Raw genomic sequence first — 12,084 nt, forward strand, 5'->3', positions numbered from 1 at the left:
GAGAATTTGGCGCGGCCGCACTTTCGGTCAAAGCGGAGCCGGTTTCATGACCCATTGATTTTATGAATGGGCGCAGCATGTGCCGCCCTCACGTTGTTAGCCGATCTAAAGATGAGCGGCAATATAGCGCTGATAGCGGGCAGGCTTCAGCCGCGTCAGATCGACCAACACTAAACCATCGATACAGTGGTTAAACGCCGGATCGGTACCGAAGTCGATAAACTGCACGCCACCGGGCTCACACAGCTCGGTGTATTGCTTGTACAAGGTCGGGATCGAACAGCCGAGGTTGCTCAACAGACTTTTCAGCAGCAGCAAATCTTGCTGATAATCATCACCGGCAAACTGGGCCAATACCTGCGGTAAAGAGGCCGGATAAGGCTGCCGTGACTGGGCCATGGCATGGTCTGGAGCGAAATAGAGGCGATAGAAGGCAATCAACAAATCGCGGGCGGCAACCGGCATGCCTCCTGAAATGGATACCGGGCCGAACAGATAGCGATACTGTGGATATTTGGCGAGATAGGCACCAATACCGAGCCACAGGTAATCCAGACCGCGCTTCCCCCAATAGGCGGGTTGAATAAAGCTGCGGCCCAACTCAATCCCCTGTTCAAGGATCGGTGTCATATCGCGATCGTAATGGAACAAGCTGTTACTGTAGATGCCTTCCAGTCCTTTGCTGGCCAACTGCGGTGCCGTGGGGATAAAGCGGTAGGCACCGACAATCTCCAGTTCCTCCTCATCCCACAGCACCAGGTGATAATAGTCGTCGTCATAGCTGTCCAAATCGCGCCGCCGCCCCGAGCCTTCGCCCACGGCACGGAAAGCGATCTCACGCAGGCGGCCAAGCTCCCGCAGGATCGGTGCTCTGGCCTCCCCCTGGCGGCGATAAAGGAAAATGATTTTGCCATCCGGCGTAATACCCAATCGCTCGCAGGCCGCCAACGCTTTTTTCAGCTCGAGGCGATCTTCCGCCAAGGCGATGGCCGATTCGCTGGTAAACAGCCCTGGCTTACCCTGACCCAGCCGATAGACATGGCGACGGTAACGCTCGGCGAGATCGCGTGCTTGAGTATGGCCATCATGCCAATGGGCAAACGGAATGCGCCCGCCGATGCGGATTTTGATCCGTCCGCCCTGCTGTTTGAACATCTCTCGCACCAATAACAAGGTGGATATCGGGCGATAAATCAGCGAGGTCAAATAGAACAGGCCGCTGTTTCTGGCGCTGATATGTATCGGTACGATCGGCGCCCGCGCCTTTGCGGCCAGCCGCAGAAATCCGGTATGCCAGTGGCCATCGCGTATCCCTTTGGGACTCATACGGGACACTTCACCCGCCGGAAACAGGATCAGCACGCCCTGATTATCCAACTGGGCCTGCATGGCTTCTATCTGTTGGCGGTTGGTCCGGTTGCCCAGGTTATCAACCGGCACAAACAGATGGCGTAAAGGTTCGATACAGCTCAGCAACTGGTTGGCCACTACCTTGACGTCTGGCCGTACCGCCGCCACCGTCCGCAGCAGCACCAAGCCATCCAGCGAACCAATGGGATGGTTGGCAACCAACACCACCGGGCCTTGGCTGGGGATGTTTTCCAGATCCCCATCCACCAGTTCGCAGCTCAAATTAAAGTAGTCCACTACCTGCTCGATCAGATCCAACCCTTTCAGGTGCGGATAGTCGGCGGCAAACTGACTGAATTCTTTTTCACGCAGTAAGCTTCTTAGCAGGCTACGCTGCCAGGCGGGGGGAGAATGCTGTGGGAAGACATCTTGCAGCAGGCTATCCAAAGTAAACATCGGGTTATCTCCTGGCCTAGTCGCTGCAAACTTAAGCCAGCGTCATGACCTGAACATGACCGTTTGATGACGAAAAGATGAAATCAGGCGTCAGGGACGAGAATGCTCGCCCCTCTATTCTCTGGTTTACAGAGCCGCCTCTATACGGGCGTTGACCTGTTCCCGCAGCCGCAGTAGCACGGAAGCTTGATGAGGGTAACGTTTGAAGGTGATGCGCATCCCCAGCTCTTGATCGATCAACTGCTCCACCGTGGCGCGATCGGTCAGGCTCTCCAACAACTGCAAGGCCCGCAGATCCTGCAACCCCTGATGGAATACCCGCAAACGCAGCGACTCTATCGGCATGAAATTCGGCCCAGGGTAAACCACAAAAGGATCGCCAGAGGGGAAGGCGTTGCCGCTGTCGGTAACCGCATAGGGATTCAGTTTCTCCCGGGAATGGCTACTGTTATAGAAGTTGTAGCCCCAGTGGAGGAAACCGCTGATGTTATAGAGATAAAGCTGGATACCCAGAATGCGGTTGCGGGCCGAAGGCTGAGCAAAGAAGCGGTTGGCCACCTCGGTTCTTTGCACACAACAGTAATAAGCCCACAGTTGCGGAGTTTGATGCTCGAGGAACGGCTCGATATGATCGGTCGCCACCACCGGGGTTTCCACCAACCCGCGTTGATAGAAGTCAAAGTCCGAGAGCGCATCGAAGGTGCGGAACCCTTCCAGCAACGGCCGCAGTGAATCGCTGGCACGTTGGTAGGCGGCGATATTCTCCAGTTTAGGTTCATCCGAGATATGAAACCACACCTGCCGTTGCAGATCCCGTGCCCGGAACCAGCCGGTCAACGCTGGCATCAATGCCTGCAGAAACTGCTGATATTCGCTGCCGTGGGCATCGGTATGCCAACCAAACAGCGGCTGCATTTCCCCCGCGACCTCAACCATAATTTTGGGCGCATGCGCTGCGCCCCATTGGGTAAACAGGTGGGCAATTTCGAAGTGTTCGATCCCCTCCTCCTGCGCCAGCGCTACCCACTGCGCCAATCGTTCAAAATCGAATTGATAACCCGCTGCGCTACGTTTCACCCCTACCAACTGCACGGTAGTGCGTTCGCCACCGATGGCGGTATCCAGCGGCGGCGTAAAGATCGGCGTTAGCAGCATATTCACGCCATTTGCCACCGCGTTGCGGAGCAAGTTACGCACCGCCTGCCAGTATTGCGGGCTGAACACTGCAATCTGGTAATAGTCCGCCAAACAGTCGGTATGTAGCCATTCGGTATGCAGCAGCCTCTGCTTTGGCAACGCGGCAGGCACCACATGCAGCGTCATACTGGCTGCGGCCAGCTCTTCCCCCGTCTCTTGATCAAACAGCCGCAGCGTTAGCGGATAGTCGCCACCGGCAATACCCTGTGCTGGCGGCGTAAAGGTCAGCCACAGGCTAGCGTAATAACGGCAGGCGGCAAAAAAACGCCGATCCTGGATGGGCATCAGCGGGTCGGGAAATAGGCCAGGCTCGGTCGTCAGATAGTTCTCATCGGCCTCGGCATAACAGGGAAAATGGCTGGGCACCGACTGCACATGGCGCACGCTGATATCATCGGCCAATTGCCCCTCAAGTTGATAACGTAATTCCCGGCGGGTTTCATTATCCTCGCGGTACAGACAATACACGCCTTGCCATGAGAGGGTTTCATTATTCAGGCAGCTGAATTGGTTTTGCTGTTCTACCTGCGGTACGGCTTGGCGATGAAATACCTTCTCCAGGCAATGGGTAAATAGTAGCGTGAGACGCATAATAGCTGCCCTGTTTTATTTTACGGTGGGATTGAATTAATTTCAGGCTAGCGCGTTTTTTCACCGCAGACAATATAGGCCAACGAAAAAAGCCAGCAAACGCCCTCTCGCCCGGCAAAAAATTAATTTTTTTGTTTATTTGCATCACAAAAATGAAAGATGCCGCGGCCTGCACAATAAAAACGTTTTTAATCCCCATTATGGTGCAAGGGTTATCAGTTAATCCTATGACCCCAGTAAGCCATAACTGCCGCCCGACAACGGATTTTCGCCGTTCGACATTAACAATTCATCAACAAAAAAGCCTTTCGGTTGGTGGCTTTGACCTTTCGTTGTTAACAACAGTGAAAGATACGCGCCCCATTTTTGGGCAAAATGACCGCATTGACACATTGAAAGTTAAGGGATAGAAAGAAATCACGTTCACAAAAAATGTATTCGCCGACACCGAGGGAAAAGCAATGTCACCTAGAAAAAACGCCGGACGTTTTCTGTTGCATTCCGCTGTTGCAGCCGCTTTATTGTTGCCGACCATGTTATATGCCGCCGACCAGATAACATTACGTTATGCGGTTTGGGATCGAAACCAATTACCTGCCGAACAGGAAATTGCCAAGCGATTTGAGCAGGCCAACCCGAATATCAAAGTGGAAATAGAATTAACGCCCGCCGCACAATACTTTGTTAAATTAGACTCCGCCGCCGCCGGCGGTGTCGCACCGGATATATTCTGGATTAACATGCCCTATTTTGTGCAATATGCCAAAAACGGCATTATGCAACCGCTGGGCGATTATTTAAAAGACGGTACGGTCAATCTGGATAATATCGTTGCCAGCTCCGTTAAGGCTTATCAATACGACGGCCAGCAGATGGCGATCCCGCGCGACGTCGACTCCATCGCCGTGTGGTACAACAAAAAACTGTTCGATCAGGCTGGCGTCAGCTATCCCACCAGCGACTGGACCTGGGATGACATGAAGAAAAAGGCCGCCGAATTGCAAACCGGCCTGAAGGGCAGCGCCTTCCCGCTGGTGATGGATCTCAGCATCGACGGCCAGGACAGCTATATGAACCTGCTGTTCCAGAAAGGCAATCATATCGTGCCAAAAGATGGCCAACCGACCGATATCGCCAACGACAACGCCATCTGGGTCTACCAGCAGTTACAAGGGATGATGAAAGACGGCCTGATGCCGACCGCCCAGCAGATGAGCGAAGTGAAGACCGAGAACATTTTCCAGTCCAACCGCGCCGCCATGGTGTATGCCGGTTCCTGGCTGGCCGCACCGTTCGCCAACAATCCGCTGATCAACGACCATATCGGCGTGGTGATGATGCCGAAGATCGAGCGCCAGTCTGGCGTGGCTCACAGCCTGGCCTATGCCATGTCCGCCAAGAGTAACCACAAGCCAGAAGCCTGGAAGTACATCGAATTTATGAGCAGCGAAGCCTCGCAAGCCACTTTAGCGAAAGTGGTGATCCCGGCCAACAAGGTCGCGGCTAAAGCCTGGGTAGAGGAAGTCAAAAAGGTTGACGTCAGCCCGTACATCCAAACGCTGGAAGTGACCGAGGCCTATCCAACCGCAGGCACCAACACACCGAAGTGGCAAAACATGTGGATCGGCAGCCTGAAGAAAATCTTTATGGGCGCGGATGCCCGTACGGAAATGGATAAATCGATCAAGAAGATCGAACGCATCATGGAGCAGTAATTCCCCCCGCTGCGGCCAGCCTACCCGAAGGCAGGTCGCAGCGGAAACACTGAGCAGTCAAAGGTGAGGAATGGCGACATGTCGCTGGCAGAAACGGCTACGGCCAACATAAAACAGGCAAAGAGCAGACCTCGTGCCGCATTAAGCCGCCTGGAGCGAGCCGAACGCTTCTGGGGCTGGGTGATGATCCTGCCGCTGGTGATCGGCCTGACGGTGTTTTACTTCATCCCGTTTTTACAGAACATTTTTTACAGCTTTACCGACCTCAACCAGTTTATGAGCTGGACGACCATCAGCTTTGACAACTACATCAACCTGTTTGAGGACGATGACTTCTATACCGCCGCCTTCAACACCCTGTTTTATGTGGTGGTGTGCGTGCCGGTGATCCTGCTGCTGTCGTTGCTGCTGGCGATTGGGCTTAACCAGAACATTCGTGGCAAAGCGCTGTTGCGCACCCTGCTGTTTCTACCGGCGGTAACCATGCCCGCCGCAGTGGCAATGGTGTGGCAGTGGCTGTTCAACAAGGATTTTGGCCTGATTAACCAGGGGCTAAACCTGCTTCATATTGCGCCGGTCGCCTGGCTCTCCGATCCGGACGTGGTACGCATCAGCGTGTCCATCATCATTATCTGGTCGTCGCTGGCGCTGAAAATCATCATCCTGTTAGCCGGTTTGCAGAGCATCCCACGTCAGCTGTATGAAGCCGCCGATATCGACGGTATCAGCACCCTGCGCCGTTTCTTCTTTATCACGCTGCCGATGATGGTGCCGACGCTGTTCTTTGTATCGGTGATGAGCTTTATCGAGATCCTGCAAATCTTCGACGTGGTGTTCCTGATGTTCGACCGCGCCCTGGTGGAAGGTGACGTGATGACCATCACCAACCTGTTCTACAAATACGCCTTCTATCTGCAAGAGAAAGGTTACGCCTCTGCCATTACCGTGGTGCTGTTCGCCGTGACGCTGGTGATCACACTGGTGCAGATGGCGATCGGCAAACGCCTGAGAGTGAGCTGAGGAGCCATTGATGACGATAAGCAAACGAGCCCTGGTCTATCTGTTTATGACGCTGGCGGCGCTGGCCTCGGTGGTACCCTTTATCTGGATGCTGGTGACTTCGCTGAAAACCCAGGCCGAAAGCATTCAGATCCCGCTGACCCTGCTGCCGGAAAATCCGAGCTTGCAGGCCTACGGCAAGATCATGCGCGAGATCCCTTTCGCGGATTTTTATATCAACTCGCTGCTGGCCACCTTCTCCACCGTGACGCTGCAAATGGTGATCGCCACCATGGCCGCGTATGGCTTCTCCCGCCTGCACTTTCGTGGCCGTGACGCGGTGTTTCTGGTGTGCATCTCGATCCTGATGGTGCCCGGCCAGGCATTTCTAATCCCGCAGTTCCTGGTGGTGCAGAAAATGGGGCTGGTCAACAGCATTACCGGCCTGGTGCTGCCGGGGATCTTCAGCATTTACGCCACCTTCCTGCTGCGGCAGTTCTTCCTGGCGGTACCTAAGGAAATGGAGGAAGCAGCGCTGATCGACGGTTACAGCTACTTCGCCATCTTCTGGCGCATCATGCTGCCGCTGATCCGCCCCGGCATCATCGCCTGCATCATCATTAACGGCTTGTGGAGCTGGAATAACCTGATGTGGCCATTGATCGTCAACACCACCACCGAAAAATTGACGCTGCCGGTGGGGCTGGCTTCGCTGTCCAGCCGTGCCGGAGTGGAATACCCGCTGCTGATGGCCGGTGCCTTGATGGCGGTGATCCCGATGCTGATGCTGTTCATTCTTTTCCAACGTTATTTCATCCAGGGCATCGCCAGCGCTGGCGTTAAAGGCTAACCGCGAACAATAAGGTAAACAGACATGGCCGGTATTCAATTAAACAGTGTGAAAAAGGTCTATCCCAACGGTTTCCGGGCGTTGCATGGCGTGGATCTGGATATCAAGGACGGTGAGTTTATGGTGTTTGTCGGCCCGTCCGGCTGTGCCAAATCCACCCTGCTGCGCATGATCGCCGGGCTGGAAAGCGTCAGCGAAGGCCAAATCATGATCCACGACCGCTGCGTTAACGACACCATGCCCAAAGATCGCGGCATCGCCATGGTGTTTCAGAACTATGCGCTCTATCCACATATGACCGTCTACAAGAACATGGCCTTTGGCCTGATTGGTAAAGAGAGTAAGGCTGAAATCGACCGGCGGGTACAGGATGCCGCCGAGAAGTTGGAAATCACCAATCTGCTGCATCGCAAACCCGGCCAGCTCTCCGGTGGCCAGTGCCAGCGCGTGGCGGTTGGGCGTGCCATCGTGCGTAAACCCAAGGTGTTTTTGTTCGACGAGCCGCTCTCCAACCTGGATGCCAAGCTGCGCGTTTCCATGCGCGTGCAGCTCATCGAACTGCACAACCGACTGAAACAGGAAGGTGCTGCCGCCACCATGGTGTATGTGACGCACGATCAGGTTGAGGCAATGACCATGGGCGACCGCATCTGCGTGATGAATCGGGGCACCATCATGCAGGTAGACAAACCGATCAACCTGTACCACCACCCCGCCAACCGCTTTGTCGCCGAGTTTATCGGCAGCCCGTCGATGAACCTGCACGATCTGGACTTGCTGCGTAATGCTCAGGGAACACAGCTGCGTATCGACGATCGCTATCTGCTGACCCTGCCGCCCGCGCTGGAAAAACAGTTGGAAGACTATCCGCACCAGCGCGTTTGCCTGGGTATTCGCCCTGAAGCGCTGCGCCTGTGTGCTGCCGGTACCCAAAACTGTTTCCCGGCCCGTATCGCCACCATTGAACGCATGGGCAACGAAGAGTTGCTGCACTGTGAACTGGCCGGATTACGCTTCGTGCTGCGGATTGCGTCTCAGCCAGACTGGGAACCGAGCATCGGCGAACAGATCCATTTGACGTTTGATTTGGCCCGCGCCCACCTGTTCGATCAGGCCAGCGGTGACAACCTGAATAATAACGCTACCCAGTCACTGGGATAATTTGGGAGTACTTTGCAATGTCTAATGACTTTACTGGCCGTCCGGTACGCGTGTTGGTGATTGGTGCCGGTGCTCGTGGGGAGATTTACTCTCGCTATGCATTGGCTCACCCAGAACTGATGCAGGTGGTGGCGGTCGCTGAACCGCGCGATACCTATCGCCAGCAGTTTGTGGCTCAGCACGGCATCTCGCCCGAAAACGTCTTTACCGACTGGCAGCAGGCCGTGGCGGCAGGCAAACTGGCCGATGCGGTGATGATTTGCACCCAAGATACCCTGCATCTGGCACCGGCCCTGGCCTTCGCCAAACAGGGTTATCACATGCTGCTGGAGAAACCGCTGTCACCTGATGCCAGTGAGTGCCGCACCATCGTTGAAGAAGTGGAGCGCCAGGGGATCATCTTCTCCGTCGGGCACGTGCTGCGCTATACCCGCTATACCCAGAAACTCAAGCAACTGCTGCGCGATAAGGTCATTGGCGACATCGTTAGCCTGCAACATCTGGAGCCGGTGGGCTATTGGCATCAGGCCCACTCTTTCGTGCGTGGCAACTGGCGCAACGACCAGCAGGCAGCCTTTATGCTGCTGCAAAAATCCTGTCACGATATTGACTGGATCCGTTACGTGATGGATACGCCTTGCGAGCAGGTCAGCTCATTCGGTGGATTACGCCACTTCCGCCAGGAAAACCAACCTCAGGGCGCAGCGGATAACTGCCTGGACTGCGGCGTTGAGGCCGAATGCCCCTATTCGGCCAAACGCATCTACCTTGGCGATAATCACAAGGCAACGCCTGGCTTCCTGCGGGTGCTGACGCCAGAAGTCGATCAGGAACATCTGGTCGCCGCTCTGCGCAACGGCCCTTATGGTCGCTGTGTCTACCGCTGTGATAACAACGTGGTGGATCATCAGGTGGTGAATATGCAGTTTAGCGGTGGCCGCACCGCCGCCTTTACCATGACCGCCTTTACCAAAATGGAAGATCGCAAAACGCGCATTTTTGGCAGCCAGGGATGCCTGGAGGGCGATGGCCGCTATATCCGCATCACCTCCTTCCTTGACGACAACGAAACGCTGTATGACGTGGACGAGGCCGAAGACCTGCACACCATGTCTGGCCACGGCGGCGGCGATTATTATCTGATGCAGCACTTTATCGCTGCCGTGCGCGCCAACGATCCTTCGCAGGTGCTGTCTGGCCCGCAGGAAACGTTGCAGAGCCACCTGATGGTCTTTGCCGCCGAACGCGCCCGCCGGGAAAACGCCGTCATCACCTTGGGTGAGGAGTAAAGCCGTGGCTACTCATGCTATGCGTTACGGTTTTGATATTGGCGGCACAAAAATCGAAATGGCCGCCTATGATGCCCAGTTGAATCAGGTGCTGTGCCAGCGCGTCAGTACACCCACCGGTGACTATCGCGAGTTTCTCGCCTGTATCGCGCAACTGGTCAGCCAGGCCGATCGCAGCCTGCACACCCAAGGCAGCATCGGCATTGGCTTGCCGGGGATCACCGACCCACGCAGCCGCAAGCAGTTGGCGGTAAACGTGCCCTGCCTGACGGGCCACTGCCTGGCGGACGATCTCACTCAAGAGCTGTCGCGACCGGTAGAGATTGAAAACGATTGCCGCTGTTTTGCACTTTCGGAGGCCAGCACGCCCCAGACCGAACGGTTGGAAGTGGTGTTTGGTGCCATCATCGGTACCGGCGCTGGCGGTGGGCTGGTGATGAACAAACGGCTCCACAAGGGCCGCAATGGGCTGGCTGGGGAATGGGGGCATACACCCATCTCGGCCCAGTTGGCTCAGCGTTACGATCTGCCGCTGTTTGTCTGCAACTGCGGCCTGACAGGCTGCTTTGAGCGTTATGTCTCCGGCAGCGGTCTGCTGGCCCTGAGCCAACACTTTGGCCATAGCGCCGCCAACGTCCCGGCCCTGATCGCCAGTTACCGTCAGTGCGATCCGTTAGCGCAACACCTGATGGGGATCTACATCGATATCCTGGCCAGCGCGTTGGCCAACCTGCAACTGCTGCTGGATGTGGACGCTTTCGTGTTAGGGGGCGGGCTTTCTAACGTGAGCGAACTCTATGCACAGCTGCCCGCCGCCATGTGCCGCTGGCTACTGCCAGGGACGGAACCGGCGATGGTTTATCCCCCGGTGTATGGCGACAGCAGCGGCGTACGCGGTGCGGCACTGTTGCGCCAAAGCTGGCAATAAAAAATTTAAGGAAAGCTCACCCGCATTATTCATCGTGGGTAGCTTTCATCCACGGCGGAATTAATTGGCGCGGCAAAAGGGATATTAGCCGAATAAATAAGGCATTACCGGTTTTCAGTTTATTTCCATGCGGCTTTCGGTTGATGACCAACCGAAAGATATGGCAACAATAACCGGTTGAAATATAAGATTATATTTAAATTTTCGATTGCGTTGCGCGGTTTCGTTTGCTGTAATTTGCAACGAAAGACTGAAAATACGCCTGTAACGATTGCTGTGGCCCCTATGCCACGGCCGGGGTTTGCTACGGGTAAATCAGGAGTCAGCTATTCATGATCAATACCGTTAAACGGCGAGAATTAATTATCGACCAGCTGTGTCGTGAAGGCACGGTGCGCGTGGAACAGTTGAGCAGCCAATTTGCCGTCTCTACCGTCACCATTCGCAGCGATCTGCGCCATCTGGAAAAAAGTGGCTGTGCGGTACGGGCCTACGGCGGCGCGATGCTCAATAAACAGTTCGCCTTCGATCGCCCGCTCCAGGACAAGGGACGCATCAACCGCGATGTGAAATTCGCCATTGCCTGTGCCGCAAGCGCGTTGGTGAACGACGGTGACGCGATCATTCTCGACTCGGGTTCCACCACTAGCCAGATGGCTACCCAGTTGGCCGGCAAGAAAGACCTGGTGGTGATGACCAACGCCTTGAATATCGCCTTCGAATTGGCCAGCAACGAACAGGTGGATTTGATGGTGGTCGGCGGCAGCGTGCGGCGCAAGTCTTGGTCGCTGTATGGTCCCGCAGCCGAGCAGCACATCCGCCAATATCGCTTTGATAAATTTTTCCTCGGCGTTGACGGCTTTGATTTGGTGGGCGGTATCACCACGCCAGATCCCGGTGAGGCCCAGCTTAACCGCGCCATGTGCGAAGTGGCCCGCGAAGTGATTGCGGTGGTTGACGCCAGCAAGTTTGGCCGCAGCAGCTTCTGCATGATCCGCGAGATCGGCCAGATCCACCGATTGGTGACCGATAGCCGCATTCCAGCCAATTACCTGCATGCGCTGCAAAACCTGGGGGTCCAGGTGATTATCGCCGACCGTTGAGAATTGGTGATTGTCCCCTCACCCCAACCCTCTCCCTCAAGGGAGAGGGAGCTAGTGCAGAGCAGCAGTCAGGTACAGAGGCTACTTCGAAAGCAGGCAGTAAACGGAACGGCGGTCAGGTTCAGGCGTATTAGGCATCCGCGATCGCCCCCTCACCCCAACCCTCTCCCACAGGGAGAGGGAGCTAGTGCAGAGCAGCAATCAGATACGGGGACCACTCCGAAGGAAGTTGGTATGGAGTAGCAATCAGGTACAGGAACTGGTTTGTGGCGAACGTAGGAGTTGGCCGGTGGCACGGTTCGATCCCCTCTCCCTTTGGGAGAGTGAGCTGGTGCAGAGCAGCAGTCAGATACGGGGACCACTCCGAAGGAAGTTGGTATGGAGTAGCAATCAGGTACAGGAACTGGTTTGTGGCGAACGTAGGAGTTGGCCGGTGGCACGGTTC

10 protein-coding genes are annotated in these 12,084 nt (G+C 55.5%); 8 read left to right on the forward strand and 2 right to left on the reverse strand.

Annotation, left to right across the window (positions count from 1 at the left end):
* Positions 1 to 105 precede the first annotated feature (105 nt).
* Both olsF and AC6HVW_RS13100 read right to left on the reverse strand, forming a co-directional pair.
* Positions 106 to 1,806 (reverse strand): bifunctional ornithine lipid synthase OlsF, encoded by a 1,701-nt coding sequence (olsF, locus tag AC6HVW_RS13095; RefSeq protein WP_071683484.1) that lies wholly within the window; start codon positions 1,804 to 1,806, stop codon positions 106 to 108.
* A gap of 126 nt (positions 1,807 to 1,932) precedes the next feature.
* Positions 1,933 to 3,594 (reverse strand): DUF4091 domain-containing protein, encoded by a 1,662-nt coding sequence (locus tag AC6HVW_RS13100; RefSeq protein WP_071683483.1) that lies wholly within the window; start codon positions 3,592 to 3,594, stop codon positions 1,933 to 1,935.
* Positions 3,595 to 3,746: 152 nt separating this feature from the next.
* On the opposite strand from AC6HVW_RS13100, the gene AC6HVW_RS13105 reads away from it, so the two are divergent.
* From AC6HVW_RS13105 to agaR, 8 genes are all read left to right on the forward strand, one after another.
* Entirely contained in the window at positions 3,747 to 4,004 is a 258-nt protein-coding gene (locus tag AC6HVW_RS13105) for a hypothetical protein (protein WP_137751156.1), read from the forward strand.
* A gap of 51 nt (positions 4,005 to 4,055) precedes the next feature.
* On the forward strand, positions 4,056 to 5,309 hold the full coding sequence (locus AC6HVW_RS13110) for an ABC transporter substrate-binding protein (RefSeq protein WP_059200881.1): 1,254 nt from the start codon (positions 4,056 to 4,058) through the stop codon (positions 5,307 to 5,309).
* 78 nt (positions 5,310 to 5,387) lie between these two features.
* A complete protein-coding gene (locus AC6HVW_RS13115) occupies positions 5,388 to 6,329 on the forward strand; it encodes a carbohydrate ABC transporter permease (protein WP_115158918.1) in 942 nt (313 codons plus the stop codon).
* Positions 6,330 to 6,339: 10 nt separating this feature from the next.
* On the forward strand, positions 6,340 to 7,158 hold the full coding sequence (locus AC6HVW_RS13120; RefSeq protein WP_021806473.1) for a carbohydrate ABC transporter permease: 819 nt from the start codon (positions 6,340 to 6,342) through the stop codon (positions 7,156 to 7,158).
* A gap of 24 nt (positions 7,159 to 7,182) precedes the next feature.
* The gene (locus tag AC6HVW_RS13125) at positions 7,183 to 8,319 is read left to right on the forward strand and encodes an ABC transporter ATP-binding protein (RefSeq protein ID WP_021806474.1); all 1,137 of its coding nucleotides are present in this window, start codon (positions 7,183 to 7,185) and stop codon (positions 8,317 to 8,319) included.
* A 17-nt stretch (positions 8,320 to 8,336) separates the two neighbouring features.
* On the forward strand, positions 8,337 to 9,608 hold the full coding sequence (locus AC6HVW_RS13130) for a Gfo/Idh/MocA family protein (RefSeq protein ID WP_071683481.1): 1,272 nt from the start codon (positions 8,337 to 8,339) through the stop codon (positions 9,606 to 9,608).
* A gap of 19 nt (positions 9,609 to 9,627) precedes the next feature.
* A complete protein-coding gene (locus AC6HVW_RS13135; protein WP_071683480.1) occupies positions 9,628 to 10,536 on the forward strand; it encodes an ROK family protein in 909 nt (302 codons plus the stop codon).
* A 332-nt stretch (positions 10,537 to 10,868) separates the two neighbouring features.
* Complete coding sequence (gene agaR / locus AC6HVW_RS13140) at positions 10,869 to 11,639, forward strand: transcriptional repressor AgaR (protein WP_059200885.1); 771 nt, start codon at positions 10,869 to 10,871, stop codon at positions 11,637 to 11,639.
* Positions 11,640 to 12,084 lie beyond the last annotated feature (445 nt).

Source organism: Serratia sp. NCCP-200 (assembly GCF_059697885.1).

Coding starts and splice junctions, on each gene's coding strand:
- AC6HVW_RS13115 (WP_115158918.1), top strand. CDS start 5,388: ATGTCGCTGGCAGAAACGGCTACGGCCAACATAAAACAGGCAAAGAGC.
- olsF (WP_071683484.1), bottom strand. CDS start 1,806: ATGTTTACTTTGGATAGCCTGCTGCAAGATGTCTTCCCACAGCATTCT.
- AC6HVW_RS13125 (WP_021806474.1), top strand. CDS start 7,183: ATGGCCGGTATTCAATTAAACAGTGTGAAAAAGGTCTATCCCAACGGT.
- AC6HVW_RS13110 (WP_059200881.1), top strand. CDS start 4,056: ATGTCACCTAGAAAAAACGCCGGACGTTTTCTGTTGCATTCCGCTGTT.
- AC6HVW_RS13100 (WP_071683483.1), bottom strand. CDS start 3,594: ATGCGTCTCACGCTACTATTTACCCATTGCCTGGAGAAGGTATTTCAT.
- AC6HVW_RS13105 (WP_137751156.1), top strand. CDS start 3,747: ATGAAAGATGCCGCGGCCTGCACAATAAAAACGTTTTTAATCCCCATT.
- agaR (WP_059200885.1), top strand. CDS start 10,869: ATGATCAATACCGTTAAACGGCGAGAATTAATTATCGACCAGCTGTGT.
- AC6HVW_RS13135 (WP_071683480.1), top strand. CDS start 9,628: ATGCGTTACGGTTTTGATATTGGCGGCACAAAAATCGAAATGGCCGCC.
- AC6HVW_RS13130 (WP_071683481.1), top strand. CDS start 8,337: ATGTCTAATGACTTTACTGGCCGTCCGGTACGCGTGTTGGTGATTGGT.
- AC6HVW_RS13120 (WP_021806473.1), top strand. CDS start 6,340: ATGACGATAAGCAAACGAGCCCTGGTCTATCTGTTTATGACGCTGGCG.